Below are 18,069 nucleotides of genomic sequence, written 5' to 3' on the forward strand. Positions count from 1 at the left end.
TAGATAGCCGTTTTTTTGTGTCTATTCGTAGTAGTCCAAAACTAATGATTCCGAGATCAGTAATTCACTATAAACGTCGTAAATGTATTGAGCCTCTTCCAAAGAAACACCATCCAACAATTCATATAAGAATTCACGTTCTTTTTCAAAAGCATTCATCAGAATTTGTCGCTCCTCAACAGCCTGAAATCCCGTAAAGACGTAACGCTTATTATTAACGCCTCGCCATTGGCGCAAAAATTCTTTAACCGTTGTCTTACGTGTTTGATCTAGTAGATCAAATGTCACACTCTCTTTAACGGCTGGTGAGATCTCTAAGTCATGAACATAATTTATACCGATCCCGACCATTTTTTCACGCACTCGCTTGGACTTCTCTCTCAAATCATCCTCATCTAAAACTGGATCCAGAATGAATTTAAACAAAATCGTCGGTACTAACATGCTTAAAATGATAACTACCGTCTCCGTTAATAAGATCAAATCGAAGCTACTGCCCTTGATACCCATACCTGCTAGTGAGAATGCCAAGGCCAAAGTCACTGCACCGTGGACACCACCAAATGCAAAAGTTACTGACTCGATTCGCGAATCTTTCGCCAAAATACGCGCGTACAAATACCTGATAGTAGTAGAGATTACATAGATCACCATTCCGATCCAGAGCCATTTCAAAGTCGAAGTGAGTTCCTCCCGCTGGTCAGTTACGATCCTAGCAATCGAAATACCTAGGACTACGAAAACATAACTATTAAGTGCTCCACCAATGAAATCAACTGTCTGATTGAAAAAACTCAAGTAACGTGGTATTGAAAAACGACTGCGACTCATTTCACCATTAAAAATCAATCCTGCACTGACAACAGCAATAATACCTGACAATTCAAGTTTTTCGGAAATCAAATAAATTAAAATCGGTGTCGCAAAATAAATAATTAAATGTGATGAAGTGACATTCCAACGACTTCTAATAATGACCTGTCGGATCAGCATCGTTACGAACGCTACAATCACTCCAAATAGTGCCCCACCGATAGCAGAAATCAAAAAGTCTCCCAGGTTCTTGGTGTAAGACAACTGGCCAGTCTTGTACCACACCACTGCCGCTTGTAGCAAGATTATTCCTGAGGCATCATTGAATAACGATTCCATTTTCAACACAGTCTCTGTTCGCTTCGGAACTTTACGACCTTCACGAACTGAATCCAGCGCCGTCGCATCTGTCGGAGTACTAATGGCAATCATGATCAAGGCCATCGGCAAAGCAATATTAAAAATCTTATTGACGGCAAATAATCCAACAATAGCCGATAACAACGCCAGAATGATTGCTGTTCCTAAAATATCTTTGAAGCCTTTTTGGACGATAAAACTTCTCGTCTGCTGACCATCAAAAAATAGCAACGGAGCAATTATGAAGACCATAAAAAACTCTGAGTCAAAGCCAATTACTAGTGAATTGATCAGTGGGATACAAACAAAAATAATTCCCATAAGTAAATTAATATAAGTTCGAGGTATAACTTTGATATACTTGGCTGCTAAGTTACTCAACGCAACCAAGACCAAAATGACCACTGCTGATATATAGAGTCCCATTCCTTATTCCCCCCACAAAAAAGAAAAATACAGGCCCTCCTAAAAGAAGCCTGTATGTAAGTTACATTGAGATTATAGTAATCTCAAAATTATGTCAATTATTTAGTTATTTATAATCATTGGGATCCGCAATTGCCGGGCCGTAGTCATCCATTTCTGAATCTCGATAGTCCCACCATTCGTTCTCATAGCCGATAAATCCAGCCTTATGCATTGCTGTATCTAGGATCTGATAATTCTTCTCCGCCTCAGGAGAACATTCAGCATTACGATGAGCTTTTTCTGAAAAATCATCGAACAAAGTTGGCATCTCTAACTCCTTACCATTCATATCACACAGCGTTAGATCAAAAGTAACACCTTTTTGATGAGAAAAATTAGGATTAGGTTTGGCAACAAATTCCGGATCAGGGTAAACTTCAAAAAGTTTTTCTTGAGCCTTTACCGGACGATAAGCATCCCAGACTTTGATCCGATATCCTTGATTTCTTAAAGTTCTACTGGCAACGGCCAATTTTTCAGCTGTACCCGTGCGTGCAATAGCAGTTGTAAAATCATAAATGACTTTGCCAGTAAAATTATTCGTAGTGGCGTAACGCAAGTCGACAATAATGCTGGGATCCAGCATTTGTATGTTGGTAAATCCAGTTTTTTGTTGTGGCATGTGACACCTCCATTTAGTATTAAACATCATTATATATGATATCGTTTTGAGAAGCTCTTAATGTCTGTTACTCTATCAATATTCAGGGGGCGTAATTGTGATTAAAACTATCAACCGACTTAAAGTAATATTAAGCATTTTGATCGTTATCCTACTAATAAATCTACTGTTACACGGGCCTTTAGAACTCTCTACGGGTATTTCCTTAATTGCCGGATTTTTGATTGCGGCTATTTTTTATGGTCGCGCTTTATATAAAAAGTGAACTAGAGGTTAGTTGTTGGGTGCCGCTGAGGGTGGACATCAATTCCATCTGCCGTGGACCGGTTTCAAACTACGTTTTCAACCTCGCTTGGAAGCCTGTAGTCTTCCAAGTCGTCCAGTGTTCTAAGCGATAAATCGCTTAGAACACTTTTACGGCGGATTCCATTGTTGTCCATCCTCAACTAAATTTGTGTTACCTCTTTACTAAATTGATATTAACTTGAAAGAACAGTAATAAGTAATTACCATACTTTTATCCAATCAGACAAAAAATGCGTATCACAGTTAATTTAGTGATACGCATTTTTATATACAAATATATTGAGCTGGAGGTCAGCAGTAATGGAATCAGTAGCGATTGTGGTGTTAATGCGGTGGTTTTCCGCATTTACAGCACGGACGTCTTTCTTGATTTGCGGTTCATGCAAAGCAAGAAAGCGAGATTTTAGACCGCTTTATGGCTAAAATCGGTCCCGCCACTGATGGAATTACTGCTGACCGGAAGCGGAACCAGAACCAAAACCAGAATCAAATCTTACTTTTTAAGATTCAAATACTGATGCACACCACGTTCAAGTCGTTCCAAACCATCTTGAACACGTGACTTGTTCGTTGCTAAGTTCATACGTAAGAACTGATTACCATTGCCACGATACTTAGTTCCTTCAGCCAAATACAATCCGGTCTCTTGGCGAATAAAATCATTGAGTTCAGCAGAATCATTAGTAACCTTGGTACAATCGATCCAAGCCAGATATGTAGCATCACTCTTAATAACACTCAGTTCAGGAATATTCTTAGCAACATAGTCAGATAGTAGCTGACGATTATCACTGACATAGTGCTTCAATCCATCCAACCATTCATGTCCCTTAGTATAGGCAGCAATCGTACCGTCAACAGCCAAGATGCCCGGTTCGATCTGGTCATCGATCGATAAAGCACGTTCAACTCTTGCTCGGATATTCTCGTCAGGAGCAATGATCGTTGAAGCATGTAACTGTGCTAAGTTAAAAGTCTTAGTTGGTGAAACTAGTGAAATGCTGTTTTTAGTTATTTCAGGATCTAAAGATGAGAACGGAACATAACTATGACCTGGCATTGAAATGTCACCGTGAATCTCATCGGCAATGATCAAAACATCATGCTTCTTAGCTAATTCACCAATCTTAGTTAAGGTTTCCTTACTCCAAATGTGACCTGTTGGATTGTGTGGATTGCAGACTAACATAACGGTGGTTTGAGGATCGGATAATTTCTCTTCCAAGTCTTGCCAATCCACGCTATAAGTTCCGTTTTCATAAATCAATTCACTATTGGTAACGTTACGACCGTTATGCTCGATAACGCCATAGAATGTGTTGTAATTGGGTTCTTGTAATAAGATATTGTCGCCAACATCAGTGAGGTGTCTAATTATAGCTGAAATACTAGGAATAACTCCTGTACTAAAAAGCATCCATTCCGTCTTAGGCTCAAAATTATGTTCTGTCTTGAACCAATTAGCTACTGCTTGATAATACTCATCTGGTACAAATTGATAACCAAAGATGCCTCCATCAAGCGACTTGTGCATCGCCTCCAAAATCTCAGGTGCGGTTTGGAAATCCATATCCGCAACCCACATTGGTAGTTCGTTATCCTTAACGTTCCACTTCTCAGAAGTGGTATTACGACGATCGTTTACTTTATCAAAATCAAATGACATAATTTCACCCCTCATTAATTGTTAATAGTCATTAATTAAGATATTATCACTTTAGTTCCAAAAAAGTCGGTTGGAAAACTTTCATCCTGAACAGTATTTATATTATACTAATACGATTAGAGTCAAATTAGAGGAGATAAATATGCCGTCACTTTTTCGAAAAAAAGATGTTGTTCACGATCTACAAAATAAGAATGTAATTCTGACAAGAATCCTTGTGGCGAAGGACTTAGTCATTATGGGTGTCGGCGTTATCGTCGGTTCAGGTATCTTCATTACTCCTGGTATTATTGCTGCCAACTACGCTGGACCCGGGGTTATTTTCACATATTTGTTTGCGGCTTTAGTTTGTATCGGTGCTGCATTTTGTTACTCTGAATTTGCTTCTACGATCCCACTAGCCGGCAGTGCCTATACTTATTCATATTCCGTCTACGGCGAAATTGTGGCTTGGATAGTCGGTTGGTCACTGGTTTCAGAATACTTATTTGCAGCTGCATCGACCGCCGTCAGCTGGTCAGCATACTTCCGTAACTTACTAGCGGGGTTCGGTATTACTCTGCCCAAAGCGTTACAATCGGCTGCCCACACCAACGGCAATCCTCAAGGCAGATTTGACATCATTGCTTTTGTGATCGTCTTACTAGCCACCGTATTACTCTTACAAGGATTGACTGAATCTGTTCGTATCAATGCCATCATGGTTTACGTTAAGATCTTCGTTATTCTTCTCTTCGTTGTCGTAGCGGCTTTCTTCGTTAAACCTGAAAACTATAACCCCTTTCTACCATTTGGCTGGGGAGGAATCGGTAAGGGTGCTTCAGTCGCCTTCTATGCTTTCTTAGGATTCGACGTTGTTTCTACTGCCAGTGAAGAAGTCAAAAATCCTAAACGCAACATGCCGATCGGAATCATCGCTTCACTATTGATCGTAGCAATTTTATACAGTCTAGTTTCCTTCGTACTAGTAGGAGCCGTTAATTATAAAGATTTGAACGTTGCCGATCCCGTAGCACACGCCCTCAATATCCTTAATCAAAATTGGGCATCAGGGATCATTTCACTTGGAGCAGTCATGGGTATGACCACCGTATTATTAGTGATCATGTACGGCGGAACTCGTTTGATCTATTCCTTCAGTCGTGACGGCCTACTACCCAAAAACTTCAAGGCCGTCAACAAGAACAGCATTCCGGCCAATAGCACCCTATTAGTAGGTTTAGCAGCAGCAATCGCAGCGGCAGCCTTACCTATCGACAAAATAACCGAGTTGGTCAATATTGGGACCCTCTTAGCATTCGCCTCAACTTCGATCGGTGTCATCTTCTTACGTCACAGTAAAAATACCAAAGAATTGACGCCTGCATTTAAAGTACCCTTATATCCGATATTTCCGCTTGTTTCCTTCTTTGCCTGTATCTATCTTATGACCCAGCTACAACCGTTCACGTGGCAAATGTATGGCATCTGGACAGTCATTGGCTTAATCATCTATTTCGGTTACGGATATTGGCACAGTTTGGTCAAAAAAAATAATTAAAGTTCATTATTGATATTTTGCAAATTAAACACTAATCTAAAAGCAACTAAAAAAGAGACCCTCAAAAAGGTCTCTTTTTAGTTTGCCATTGGAAGTGAAACTGGTAAGTTCAACTTCTCGTAGCCAATATTATAAACTTGTTCCTTATTACTGCTGTTTAAAACTTTAACATAGCCTGTTTCTTGGAAACCTGACTTCTTGATGACATGTTGCATGCCAAAGTTTTCCTTGTGTGTATCAACTCTTATACCCTTAATAGTAGGATTCAATGCTAGTTCATCCAATACCGCATTGAATAGCTTAGTTGATAAACCTTCCCCGCGATGATTAGCTGAAACAGCTACACGGTGAAGTGCGATGTATTCTCCCTCTTCAGTCATCCATTGGCCATCGAGTGTTTGGTAACTCATATCTGGTCCAGGAATAGCCGAAACAGTCCCTAGGATCTCATCACCTTCAGCGAGAACAAAGTTGTACCCATTCTTAATATCGTGAACTAAGACATCCATATTCGGGTATTGTCCTCTCCATTGATTGATATTTTGGGCCGCCAGGTGGGCCTTCCCATCCAAAATTATTTGTTTAACTTGTGGCAAATCTTTCATTTCCGCATGACGTAACAACATTATTCTCACTTCTTTACTATTTATTTATCTACGTTTTGAATACTTAGATATCTAAGATTTAAAATATCGACAAGTAAAGTTATAATACCAATAGACCTAACTGTCAAGCATTTAATGATTAAATATCTAACTATAAGAAATTTAAATTATTGAATCCTATGAAGACAGCCTTTATGCTATACTTTAGTTAATTATGTAACACGGAGGGAATTATGGACGAGTGTGCCCAGGAAACCAATTATTTAATGCATTCTATACTTTTTAACCAACAACGACTTTTCAATGAAAAGTCAAACAAGTACGACTTAACGGTACAGCAAGCGAGAACTCTAGAATTGATCGAAAAAACACCGGGAATGATTCAGCGAGAGATTGCTGAATTTCTAAGTATTCGTGACGCTAGTGTCTCAAGCATGTTGAAGAATCTAGAGCGTGACGGGTACGTTATCAGAAGACGTGACCGTCACAGCGACCGTAACAAGCGTATTTTTCTAACGGACAAAGGTATGGCGATCATCAAGGAATTGGGACATCTCTTCGCAGAAGTAGAGAATCAAGTAGTTGCTCCACTATCCAAAGATGAAACAACAGTTTTACTAAAATTACTAAGAAAAATGGACGCTGAAATCAGCGAATAGGAGTTTATGATATGGCCCAAAAAAGTGCTTCTTCAAAACTAAAATCTATTTTTAATGTAACCTTTATGTTAGGATTTATTTTATTATTCATAAAACTGACGTTACTAGTCGTTAATCACTTCTTCAGATTAGATATCTTAGCATTTACTGGTATTGCTAACGTCTTGAGCAATGTTTTACCAATAATGTTAATGATCATCGGCGGTATCGGTTGGGAAATGAATACTGATAATTACGAACGCTTAAAAAAATATCACGACTAAAAAAAAGCCATCAGGAAAAATTCCTGATGGCTTTTAATTTTTCATTAGCGTACTGAATAGTTTGGAGCTTCTTTAGTAATTGTAACGTCATGTGGATGTGATTCTTTCAATCCAGCATTTGAGATTTGTACAAATTGTGCATCTTGTAATTCCTTCAAGTTATGTGCACCAACATAACCCATTCCTGAGCGTAGTCCACCTAACATTTGATACAAGACATCGCCAACAGCACCTTTAGCAGCGACACGTCCTTCGATACCTTCAGGAACTAACTTGTTAGCTTCGTTAACACCGCTTTGGAAGTAACGATCTGAAGAACCGTGAGACATAGCAGCCAAGCTACCCATACCACGATAAGTCTTAAAACGACGTCCTTGATAAATTTCAAAGTCGCCAGGTGCTTCATCAGTACCAGCTAACATAGAGCCAAGCATAACGGCGTTACCACCACCAGCTAGAGCCTTAACCATGTCACCTGAATACTTGATACCACCATCAGCAATAATTGTCTTACCATATTCATGAGCTACACTAGCAGCATCATAAACCGCTGTAAGTTGTGGTACACCTACACCAGCAACGATTCTAGTTGTACAGATCGAACCAGGTCCAATACCAACTTTAACAACATCGACACCAGCGTCGTACAAGGCACGAGTACCTTCTGCAGTAGCAACGTTACCAGCAATCAATGTAGCATCAGGGAACTTATCACGAATTTCAGAGATCTTACGAAGTACACCAGCTGAATGACCATGAGCAGTATCAATAATAATTGCATCTGCACCAGCGTTAAGTAATGCCGCTGCACGATCAAATGTATCGCTTGTAACACCAACAGCTGCAGCAACTAACAAACGACCATATTGGTCTTTAGCAGCATTAGGAAATTCTTGAACTTTTTCAATATCTTTGATTGTTACTAAGCCACCCAAACGACCATCCTTGTCGATAAGTGGTAATTTTTCGATCTTGTACTTTTGCAAGATCTTCTCAGCATCTTCCAGTGAAGTTCCGACTGGCGCTGTGATCAAATCATCGTGAGTCATAACAGTATCAATTTTTACTGAATAATCGTTGATAAAGCGAAGGTCACGATTCGTAATAATTCCTACGAGTTTTAATTCTTCGGTATTAGAAACAATTGGTACACCGCTGATTCGGTAAGTGTGCATTAAATCTTCAGCTGCACTTACTGGAGCGTCTACTGTTAAGTAGATCGGATCAATAATAACTCCGTTTTCTGAACGTTTTACTTTTAGAACTTCGTCTGCTTGTTGTTCAATAGACATATTCTTATGAATAACTCCTAGACCACCTTGGCGCGCCATAGCAATTGCCATTGGTGCTTCTGTAACAGTATCCATACTTGCACTTAAGATTGGTGTGTTCAACTTGATGTTCTTTGCTAATTGAACAGATAGATCAACCTCGTTTGGTAGAACGTGACTTTCTGCAGGTATCAATAAAACGTCATCAAAAGTGAATCCCTTTTTATCAAATTTTGTTTCCCATGCCGACATGAATGAGCCTCCTATTTTTGTTTTGCCTATCATACTATATAGGTAAAATTTATAAACATGGTAGCTGATTTTCACAAGTTAGTCAATGAAACCGGGTCGGTATTCACGGTAAATAAAAAAAGCTTATCGTTATAACGATAAGCTAATCCATCTTCACGCCTATGACATAGTAACTCCACATATTGCGCTTCTTTAAATAAAATTTGAAAGCTCGTTTACCAAGACAAAGGTGATACTTTAAAACACCATCTTCTCTTTCGATCTGTTCATTGATTCGATAAAGATTGTGATGATGATTATTGATCAAATAATTTTTAGTTTCTGAATTCAACGCCACCTTCGATATCTTGTCGTGATCAATTAGTAACGAATTGCATGCCAAAATCATTCTTCTTCGCAACAAGTCATTGATAAATAATGCTAAAATGATCCCGACCAATATAAGTAAGAAGAATCCGCCGTATATGCTAAATATTTCAACGTTTACCCTATTCATTCTCATCAACTACTTTGTATGGTTTTATTTAGAAATATCGTATCATGTTACTATTTTTTTTATCAATTTTTACGCTCAATTTGCGATTGACTAATAGTATATATCCAGTAAATTAGTTATTATCACAAAATTATTTCGAGGTGACAAATATGTCCAGAAGTTGGTTTGAAATCTTCATCGGTGCCCTCTTAGAAGTGGTCTGGGTCTCCGCAATGAAGCATGAACACTCATTAATTTCCGCTATTATCGTAATTGCTATTTTGATCTTGAGTTTTTATTTAATGATCGATGCTAGTAAAAACATCCCCGCCGGAACCACCTATGCCGTCTATGTCGGTCTAGGTTCACTCTTCGTCGTCCTAGCTGGCGTTTTGATCTATCATGAACCTTTCAGCTTAGCCAAGTTATTCTTCGTTCTATTATTGACTATTGGCGTGATTGGCTTAAAAGTTGTCACGGATATTGGAGAAAGACAGGCACACTAATGGATTGGATATTTTTAATACTCGCTGGCTGTGGTGAGATGTCAGGCGTTACATCACTGGGATTTTATTCCGCCACCAAAAAGAAACTAGCACTAGTTTCAATGATCATATCATTTATCTTCAGTTTTTCATTTTTATATTTATCACTGCAGACCATTCCCATGTCCATCGGATACTCGATCTGGACTGGTATCGGTGCTGCTGGTGGTTCTTTGATGAACATGTGGCTCTTCAACGAATCAAAGAGCTTTAAGCGATTCTTCTTTATCTTCTTGATTATTATTTCAGTTATCGGTCTCAAATTTGTCAGTTAAGTCATCTTGCAAAAGATGGCTTTTTTGTTGTTTTTTAATAAATATTTATCGTTTATCGATAAATATATGTTATACTCAATTTACAAATTATTCTGAGGTGTTTCAAAAATGAAAAAAGAAACTATCTTTCTAAAAATAACTATTTTGGTTATGGCGCTGGCGATGATTGCCATCTGTATCGTTGTAGCTCCGCATTATTTGATCGGTGCACATAATTTATTACCTAACAAGCTATATTTGACTATCATCTTAGGCATCGGTCTCTATCTAACTGCAATTTTGTTCTACGTCGTCTTGTATCAAGCTTTCAAATTGCTCAGGCTGATCGATCACGATGCTGCCTTCTCAAAGAAGTCAGTCACCGCACTGAGAAATATTAAATACTGTGCCTATAGTATGTGTATCGTCTATCTGCTTGAATCACCTGTATTCTTTATTTTTGCGGACAAAGACGATGCCCCCGGAGTAATTCTTATCTGCGGCGTCTTGGCTGGAGCTTCACTTGTGATCGCTATTTTTGCCAGTATGTTACAGAAGTTATTGCATCATGCTATCGAAATCAAATCGGAAAACGACCTGACTATTTAGGAGGATATTTATGAAAATACTTACGATATTTTTGAGATTTATTCTTTTATTGATCACCGCCATATTGAGCCACTTTACTTTTGTGTTTTTTCCCGGACTATTAACATGGATGGCCAAGAGTGGCGCTAGCTTAATCGTTTTGATCAGCTTTGGCTTCTTTCTCTTTGCATCTGCCCTTGCAGCTTATGGAATAATTTTCTTTGCCTGGCGCTTGCTTTATCTAGTCGATCACAAACGAATATTCTCTGAGTCAGGTACCTTTGCGTTGAGAATGATCAAGCTCGCCTTTTATTCGATCGCCATCATTTATCTCCTGGCATTTTTTGACATTGGGGTATTAGGGAATATCGAACACGCACCAGCACCATTCACCGTTGAAATATTCATTGTGATTTTTGCTTCAGCAATGGGCCTATTCGTCAACTTACTGCAAAGGATCAATCAATCCGTTGTGCGATCCTCAAAGGAGGCATCATGAGAAGATTAACTATACCATTACGAATCGTACTCTGTTTAATATTATTTTTATTAACACTAGTCTGTATCTATCTCTTTCCTGATTTGATTTCATGGAATGATCGACCTGATATGGCCCTCATATTTAAGATCTTAATGGGGATCGGCTTATACTTATCCGGGATTTTTTCCTACGCCATTATTTTCTTCTCCTGGCGCTTACTCCACTTGATCGATCACAAACATCTATTCTCAAATACTGGTATTTCTTCACTAAAGATAATCAAGAATCTATTCTATGCAATCACCGTCATCTATACCGTTATGTTTCCGCTATTTACTATGATAGAATCTGACGACTGTTCACCAGTTGGTATTATGATGGAAATGTTCTTGATCATGTTGGGATTAATGGTCGGAACTTTCGTACACGTCCTTCAAAAATTATCTCAAAACCTAGTAAATTCTAAAAAAGAAACCGAGTTACTCATATGATAATAATTAATTTAGACGTTATGCTAGCCAAAAGAAAAATGAGTCTGACCGAGCTCTCTCAAGCGGTCGGCGTTACCATGGCTAACTTATCTATTCTCAAAAACGGCAAAGCCAAAGCTATTCGATTCTCGACTCTAGAGGCCATTTGTAAAGCCCTAAACTGCCAACCAGGTGACATCTTAGAATACAAATCAGAGCTCTAGACCAATAAATATGGTAAAATTCCCTTACAGACTATTTATGTAATTCGTTTTAGGGGGAATATATATGAAAAAACTAGTCCGTGACAAAATACCAGATATTGCCGGTGATAAGGCCGAATTCGAAGTCTTATCGAATGACGACTATCGAACGTCGCTCCGCGACAAATTAGTTGAAGAAGCCAAAGAAGTTAAGGCAGCTGATACTCGTGCTAACCTCGTTGAAGAGTTGGGGGACTTGGAAGAGGTTATGCGTGCAATCTTAGACGACGCTTCGATCACTTATGAAGAGATGGACAGTATCCGTCAGTCAAAAGTGATGCAGCGTGGTAAGTTCGAAGAAAAGTATGCCATGAAAATTAAAGATGAAGATTAAAAGAGACCGCATGGGTAGCGGTCTCTTTTTTATGGTTGAGAGAGATAACGTTTATTTATATTATGGGAGTTTATTTTATTTTGAGTGCGGTGCTTTAGGGTGTAAGACTGATACCTTAGTTGGTACTGTCTTATCACGCCCTAAGTACATTTGATAATATGGCGGTACATTATTTACGAGATGTAACAACTGTTGTGTTACTTCTGGAATAGATTCTGGTGTAATAGCTGGCAAGTCATCAGCAGTAACTTTGCCTTTGATACCTCTGAATCTCTTGATACGTTCCAACAAATAACGGATATCATAACGTGATGGGTTCACTTCTAAGACATCTTTTTCAACATTTAATAATGTGTAGACTGCTTCTAATCCTGTACGGACTGAAGTTTCAACAGTGAAGACAACATCGTCATCGATCTCTACGAATTGTCCCAGCAAAGCTAGATTAGTGCATCCTTCAGGAACGACCTTAGGACGATCACCTAATTTTCTAGGCATGAATTGACTAGTACAATATGGCATCATTGCAGTCGACATGTACGTATGAGCTAGTACTTCGTCCTTAATATCTAACATCCCCAAGTGATACAACAGTTCCGTCAGGATTTCGTCCCCGGTACAATCCCACATGCGCTTCTTGACATAATTACCGATGTTTTCACCGTATAATCCATAGCCCCAGCCAACTTCTTCGTCGTCAGCTTGATATGGTAAGAATGGTTTGTGGTGGATTTCAAATGACATATCCCAATTGGAATCTCTGAAGGTCATGAGACCACCTGTACCGGCTTTACTTCCGGATAACTCTTCGATCCGCTTGAAAAATTCAGGATAACCTTTAACAGTTGGGAAGAAGGAGATCCACTTGGTCTTGTCGATCTGACCTAAGAATTTCTCCGGATGTCCGAACTTAGTATCTTTTCCGGCTAAATTTTTCCAAATCGTAAATGTTACCATGTCTTTTGTATCAGTATTAGTGATGGCAACCGTCTTGTTGTCACCAAAAGTACTGTTCTCACTGATCGAACCCGTGGTTACAAAGACCAAGTCCTTCATGTCGACTGGAACTGAGACTTCCTCACCTTCTTGATGAGCCAAGATTGCTTGAACCGTGTCATTCTTATCATCCAGTGCTAAGTCATAAACAGAAAAGTTATTGACAAATTTGACACCCTTGTCGATCAAGAATCTCTCGATAGGAAGAATAATTGCGTCATATTCGTTATATTTGGTATGAATGAATCCTTCGAGGTATTCATGACGATTGATAAAGGTGAATCTTTGCCAGTAGCGACGACATTCGATCACACTGTGATAATCTTTGAAGGCTAATTGACTGTGGAAACAAACCCAAAAGTTAGTCTTGAAAAATCCCTTATCGAAGAAATCATTCAAACTCTTATCAGCCAACTCCTCTTCAGAAGAAGCTACGATCTTACTCATTGCGGCAGCGTACTGCGGTGCCAGTTTGTACTCATGATAGTGACCATCGATCTTACCTTGATCAACGATAACGCGAGCTTCAGTATGAATGGGCTCATCACGATTGAAGTCGACAACATCATCTAGTACAGTTCTACCTTCATTTTCTAATGACGGTATCTTACTACATAGGTACCAAAGACATTCCATATAAGGTTCCAATTCACGTTCAGCACGACAGAGATAACCTTGATTACTCTTCGTTCCATCCATTGAACCACCCATGACTGGTTTCTTCTCATAAATGGTAATGTTTCTAGCCGGCATTTTGGCATCATCGATCAAAAAGACTGCTGTTGCCAGACCAGCGATTCCTCCACCAACAATGTTAGCTTTACGGTCATCGATCCCAGCAGGTTTATGAGGATGGTACATTGTCTTATAAATGTTCATATTACAACCTTCTTTCGTTTCTCATCTGCCCTGAATCTAAGATAAGCCCGCTACATTGGAGAAACAATTTACAAAAAAAGAGAAGTGTAAATTATCTTTACACTTCTCCATGTTTGTAAACTATTCGGCGTATTTATTGAGTGCTTTTTTGAAATCCCCTTGTACCAATACACCTGTCTGTTCAACTATCTCCTTGGGATCGTCTTTCATCCCATCTTTGACCCACTCAAAGATCAACGAAATAAATGCTAAGCTATAAAAATGGGCGATGAAATCCTTATGTTTAGTATCCACTGACATTCCAACCGCCTGTCTTTCAACAACTACAATGATATAACTATAAATTACTCGATAAATATATTCCTCTAACAAGTCCCGATAAATTGACTGATAAGTATTCATAACCAAGTACTGATTCTCTTTGATCGCCATCATGACATTGTAAAAACCTTGTTGCCAATTTTCATAGTCAGAAACATTGTCCAACGCCTTTTCGGCTGCTTCACTAGCCGTCCACTCGACTAATTCATAAATGTCTGAAAAATAATTATAGAAGGTTTGTCTGGTCAAATCACATTCATTCACAATATCTTTGATAGTAATTTTATCAACGGGTTTCTTTTCCAAATTGGTGACTAGTGCAGTGGACAAAATTTTCTTAGTATTATTTTGCATCAGGACCATCCCTTCAACGAAGCTGTTGGCCTAATTATATAATTTTTTTAATAATAATTCTTCACTTAGTTTTCATTTTAAGAAGTGTATTCCCGCTACACCAATGAACATCACTACTAATCCTATTATTCGAATTACCGATACTTTATTAACGAATGACTGAAACAAGCCAAATTGATCGATCAATGTACTGAATAATAATTGTCCAAATAAGGTGATCACTACTACTTGACCCGTACCGATTTGCGGAACTAACCACGCCACACCAAAGACATACGCTGCTCCTAAGAAGCCACCGATCCAGATCCACCAGTATTTTTTACCAGCTTGAACGGCAACCTTAGTCTGTTTCACTGGTACACGCAAAATTATGATCAAAATCCAAAGCAAAATAGCACCTACCAAAAATGAGATCATTGCCGCATGAGTAGATGACTTCAATACTATTCCTAGATGACCATTGATCGCCGCTTGACTCGCCATCAGTAAACCCGAGCCGATACCTATCAGCTGGAAGGATAAGTTATTATTGTTATCTCCTGTCAGATGTTTGCCAATCATCCCGGTCGACATTAACATTCCTATTGATACTAGTAATGCGCTCAGAAATTTTACTAACGTTAATCCTGATTTTGGAGCATAGAAGAGCCCGAACTGGTCAATGATCAGTCCCATGATGATCTGACCGAACAACGGTAAAACTGCCGTCTGAATACTGCCTAGACGGGGGAATAACAACAGATTGACCGTCAGCGCAATAACACCTAACACCCCACCGATCCAGATCCACCAAGGATTGTGGGCAAAAGTATCCATTGGGATCAACGGATCAACTGAACTCAATAGTGTCAAAACAATCAGAAACAACGCGCCAATCGTGAAAGATATCGTTGAAGCCATATAAGGAGAGCCAACATATTCACGTAATTTAGAGTTGACCGCCGTTTGTATCGCCAAGCCACTCCCAATTAAAATGGGAATCAAAATAAGAATTACCATAAAATCTCTCCTAACGCTGTTAAGTATTACCAAAGAAAATTTTGTGAGCTAATTTAATATCATCAAACATATTATTAAACAAAAACCGGTTTAAGTATAGATTGCTCTCTGGACTATTTTCTGTAAAACATTATCAAGTTGTTTACAGGTCTAAAACAGTTTATTATAGTAGACATACCCTAAGAGGAGGGGAATTATCTATGGAGATTCTTACATTATTTCTAGTGTCACTAGTGGCCTTAGAACATATTGGAATTGCTGTCTTAGAAATATTTGCGGCCCCAGAAAAACAAGCTGCCGCCTTCGATATGCCATTAAACTTTGTAAAACAAAAAGAATCACAAGCTGCTCTATCGAACCAAGGTATCTACAACGGGATGTTAGGCGTCCTGATCCTAGCCATGATCTTATTCTTCACTGGCTCAGTTTTAAAAACTATCATGATATTATTATTGATCTATATTATCGTCGTTGCTGTTTATGGTGCCTTTACAGCTACTAAAAAAATCCTTTATCTTCAAGGATTACCTGCACTAATAGCACTGATTTTTGTATTAATATTTTACAAATAGTAATAGATTGGAAATTCGTTCATGAAAAAAGATTCACTACTTAAAAGTTCACTTTGGATATCAATCTCAGGAATTTTTTCAAGAATCCTGGCTGTTATCTATATCATTCCGTGGAACATTTGGATTGGTCCAGTTGCTTTAGGAGCAGCCAATGCGTTATACGGTAAGGTCTACAATATCTACAACTTGTTCCTGATCATCGCTACAGCTGGTATTCCATCAGCTATTTCTAAGGAAGTTGCGGCTCACAATGCGTTGGGGCGTTACGATCAAAGTGAAAAGCTCCTGAAGAAATACACATTCTATATGACATTGGTTGGGATCGTACTAGCTGGTTTCATGTTCTTCGGTGCTAAGTATGTTGCAATAATTTTCGCTGCCGGAGACATGCGTGTCGTTACACCGATCAAATACTTAAGTGTGGCCATCTTGATTATTCCAGCATTAGGAATTATGCGTGGATACATTCAAGGTTATGCTTTCATTTCATTCTCAGCCTTTTCACAAGTTATCGAGCAAATTGCCCGTGTTGCTTACATGCTCTATGCAACGTATACCATCATGATCATGCAAAAGGGCAGCTATATGAGTGCTGTTAATCAGTCGACCTTTGCTTCCTTCATCGGTGCTACATTGGCTTATATCTTCCTGATCTGGATGCGATTCAGAGTTCGGAAGTCAATTCCTGCTGAAGACATCAAGACTTCAGCCGAAGTACCCGACAGTGAACTGACCCAAGTCAACTTTGGTTCAATGTTGAAGTCGGCGATACCATTCCTATTAGTTGATACCATCATGACGGTATTGCAACTATTTGACCAAACAACATTCGTTTTGATCTACCAAAATGTCTTACACGCTAGTCAACGCACGATCGATAATCTGTATTCAATGTTTGGATTCCAAGCTAACAAACTGATCATGGTTTTAGTTTCTCTAGCCATCTCCGTTTCAGCTTCGATCATCCCAGCCTTATCTGCCTTGATCAGTCGTAAGTCTAAGTACGAAAATATCCAGAAGTTACTAAGAAATATGGTTCAATTTACCGTCTTTATTATCTTACCTGCCACCTTCGGGATGATCGGTATCGGCCGCCATTTGTGGACTGCCTTTTATATCCCTAGCAAATTAGGTACAGAAATATTAGCCGTTTCATGTATCGAGGCCTTTTTCTACTGCGTCTTCATGATCCTAGAGAACGTTCTGCAAGTTGATAATAAAACCAAAACATCAATGATATTCCTAGTCATTGCCTACTTGATCAAAGCTGCTTTGCAATATCCTTTGACGATCTACATGGGAGCCTTCGGACCAGTCGTAGCTACAACAATAGCCTTCATGATCATGGGTCACTTTGCCTTTAGAATCATCAACAAGCAATATAAGATCGTTGATAAGTTATTGGGAATTAAATTGATCAAAATCGTCATCGATTCTGCAATTATGTTAATCGTCGTTTATGGAGCTGACGTTCTACTATCTAAGTTTATCAATGGTCAAACCAAGATCGGTGCAGCCATCATTCTGTCGATCTGTGCAGTGTTTGGAATCATCGTTTACGGAATTCTCGCTTACAAAGATGGTTCAATGAAGATCTTGAAAGAGATTCGTGGAACTGATATTTATTAAAATTGTTTGATACATTCAAAGCATCAAAAGCAGAAATGATTACCATAAAAGATCAGTCAATTATTAAAAAATTAAATCCGTACG

General features: G+C 38.8%; 21 protein-coding genes. 12 read left to right on the top strand and 9 right to left on the bottom strand.

Annotated features, from left to right (window positions below; all coding sequences use genetic code 11):
* Positions 1–21 precede the first annotated feature (21 nt).
* The 3 genes from U8519_RS06005 to U8519_RS06015 all read right to left on the bottom strand — a co-directional run bounded on the left by U8519_RS06005 (position 22) and on the right by U8519_RS06015 (position 4,235).
* Positions 22–1,599, bottom strand: a complete 1,578-nt coding sequence (locus U8519_RS06005; RefSeq protein ID WP_334329396.1) for a cation:proton antiporter — start codon at positions 1,597–1,599, stop codon at positions 22–24.
* Positions 1,600–1,705: 106 nt separating this feature from the next.
* Complete coding sequence (locus U8519_RS06010; protein WP_334329397.1) at positions 1,706–2,263, bottom strand: M15 family metallopeptidase; 558 nt, start codon at positions 2,261–2,263, stop codon at positions 1,706–1,708.
* 799 nt (positions 2,264–3,062) lie between these two features.
* Positions 3,063–4,235, bottom strand: a complete 1,173-nt coding sequence (locus U8519_RS06015; protein ID WP_334329398.1) for a MalY/PatB family protein — start codon at positions 4,233–4,235, stop codon at positions 3,063–3,065.
* A 142-nt stretch (positions 4,236–4,377) separates the two neighbouring features.
* Here U8519_RS06015 and U8519_RS06020 point away from each other — a divergent pair, with 142 nt between their 5' ends.
* Positions 4,378–5,775, top strand: a complete 1,398-nt coding sequence (locus U8519_RS06020; protein ID WP_334329399.1) for an amino acid permease — start codon at positions 4,378–4,380, stop codon at positions 5,773–5,775.
* Between the two features lie 77 nt (positions 5,776–5,852).
* On the opposite strand, the gene U8519_RS06025 is transcribed toward U8519_RS06020, so the two are convergent.
* Positions 5,853–6,401, bottom strand: coding sequence for a GNAT family N-acetyltransferase (locus U8519_RS06025; RefSeq protein WP_334329400.1), 549 nt, complete (start codon positions 6,399–6,401; stop codon positions 5,853–5,855).
* Between the two features lie 245 nt (positions 6,402–6,646).
* Between U8519_RS06025 and U8519_RS06030 the strand changes: the two genes are divergently transcribed.
* The gene (locus U8519_RS06030) at positions 6,647–7,039 is read left to right on the top strand and encodes a MarR family winged helix-turn-helix transcriptional regulator (RefSeq protein WP_334329401.1); all 393 of its coding nucleotides are present in this window, start codon (positions 6,647–6,649) and stop codon (positions 7,037–7,039) included.
* A gap of 11 nt (positions 7,040–7,050) precedes the next feature.
* The gene (locus U8519_RS06035) at positions 7,051–7,302 is read left to right on the top strand and encodes a hypothetical protein (protein ID WP_334329402.1); all 252 of its coding nucleotides are present in this window, start codon (positions 7,051–7,053) and stop codon (positions 7,300–7,302) included.
* A gap of 44 nt (positions 7,303–7,346) precedes the next feature.
* Here the strand turns inward: U8519_RS06035 and guaB are convergent, their stop codons facing one another.
* Complete coding sequence (guaB, locus tag U8519_RS06040; RefSeq protein ID WP_334329403.1) at positions 7,347–8,825, bottom strand: IMP dehydrogenase; 1,479 nt, start codon at positions 8,823–8,825, stop codon at positions 7,347–7,349.
* 142 nt (positions 8,826–8,967) lie between these two features.
* Positions 8,968–9,321: a hypothetical protein gene (locus U8519_RS06045; protein ID WP_334329404.1), complete on the bottom strand. Its 354-nt coding sequence runs from the start codon at positions 9,319–9,321 to the stop codon at positions 8,968–8,970.
* A 149-nt stretch (positions 9,322–9,470) separates the two neighbouring features.
* On the opposite strand from U8519_RS06045, the gene U8519_RS06050 reads away from it, so the two are divergent.
* The 7 genes from U8519_RS06050 to U8519_RS06080 all read left to right on the top strand — a co-directional run bounded on the left by U8519_RS06050 (position 9,471) and on the right by U8519_RS06080 (position 12,235).
* A complete protein-coding gene (locus tag U8519_RS06050; protein WP_334329405.1) occupies positions 9,471–9,806 on the top strand; it encodes a DMT family transporter in 336 nt (111 codons plus the stop codon).
* Complete coding sequence (locus U8519_RS06055; RefSeq protein WP_334329406.1) at positions 9,806–10,120, top strand: DMT family transporter; 315 nt, start codon at positions 9,806–9,808, stop codon at positions 10,118–10,120. The genes U8519_RS06050 and U8519_RS06055 overlap by 1 nt, the downstream gene beginning before the upstream one ends.
* 108 nt (positions 10,121–10,228) lie before the next feature.
* Entirely contained in the window at positions 10,229–10,708 is a 480-nt protein-coding gene (locus tag U8519_RS06060) for a DUF2975 domain-containing protein (RefSeq protein WP_334329407.1), read from the top strand.
* Between the two features lie 10 nt (positions 10,709–10,718).
* Complete coding sequence (locus U8519_RS06065; protein ID WP_334329408.1) at positions 10,719–11,186, top strand: DUF2975 domain-containing protein; 468 nt, start codon at positions 10,719–10,721, stop codon at positions 11,184–11,186.
* Positions 11,183–11,659, top strand: a complete 477-nt coding sequence (locus tag U8519_RS06070; protein WP_334329409.1) for a DUF2975 domain-containing protein — start codon at positions 11,183–11,185, stop codon at positions 11,657–11,659. The genes U8519_RS06065 and U8519_RS06070 overlap by 4 nt, the downstream gene beginning before the upstream one ends.
* Positions 11,656–11,862 carry a helix-turn-helix domain-containing protein gene (locus tag U8519_RS06075; protein WP_334329410.1) on the top strand — a complete coding sequence of 69 codons (207 nt, stop codon included), beginning with the start codon at positions 11,656–11,658 and terminating at the stop codon, positions 11,860–11,862. The genes U8519_RS06070 and U8519_RS06075 overlap by 4 nt, the downstream gene beginning before the upstream one ends.
* 64 nt (positions 11,863–11,926) lie before the next feature.
* Complete coding sequence (locus tag U8519_RS06080) at positions 11,927–12,235, top strand: nucleoside triphosphate pyrophosphohydrolase (protein ID WP_334329411.1); 309 nt, start codon at positions 11,927–11,929, stop codon at positions 12,233–12,235.
* Between the two features lie 75 nt (positions 12,236–12,310).
* Here the strand turns inward: U8519_RS06080 and U8519_RS06085 are convergent, their stop codons facing one another.
* From U8519_RS06085 to U8519_RS06095, 3 genes are all read right to left on the bottom strand, one after another.
* On the bottom strand, positions 12,311–14,110 hold the full coding sequence (locus U8519_RS06085; protein WP_334329412.1) for an oleate hydratase: 1,800 nt from the start codon (positions 14,108–14,110) through the stop codon (positions 12,311–12,313).
* Positions 14,111–14,230: 120 nt separating this feature from the next.
* Positions 14,231–14,785, bottom strand: coding sequence for a TetR/AcrR family transcriptional regulator (locus U8519_RS06090; protein WP_334329413.1), 555 nt, complete (start codon positions 14,783–14,785; stop codon positions 14,231–14,233).
* Between the two features lie 72 nt (positions 14,786–14,857).
* Positions 14,858–15,784 carry a DMT family transporter gene (locus U8519_RS06095; RefSeq protein ID WP_334329414.1) on the bottom strand — a complete coding sequence of 309 codons (927 nt, stop codon included), beginning with the start codon at positions 15,782–15,784 and terminating at the stop codon, positions 14,858–14,860.
* A gap of 200 nt (positions 15,785–15,984) precedes the next feature.
* Here U8519_RS06095 and U8519_RS06100 point away from each other — a divergent pair, with 200 nt between their 5' ends.
* Both U8519_RS06100 and U8519_RS06105 read left to right on the top strand, forming a co-directional pair.
* A complete protein-coding gene (locus U8519_RS06100) occupies positions 15,985–16,356 on the top strand; it encodes a DUF1304 domain-containing protein (RefSeq protein WP_334329415.1) in 372 nt (123 codons plus the stop codon).
* A 21-nt stretch (positions 16,357–16,377) separates the two neighbouring features.
* On the top strand, positions 16,378–17,985 hold the full coding sequence (locus U8519_RS06105) for a putative polysaccharide biosynthesis protein (protein WP_334329416.1): 1,608 nt from the start codon (positions 16,378–16,380) through the stop codon (positions 17,983–17,985).
* Positions 17,986–18,069: the final 84 nt, after the last annotated feature.

Origin of the sequence: Companilactobacillus sp. HBUAS59699, from assembly GCF_036913575.1 — a bacterium.
Lineage (GTDB): Bacteria > Bacillota > Bacilli > Lactobacillales > Lactobacillaceae > Companilactobacillus.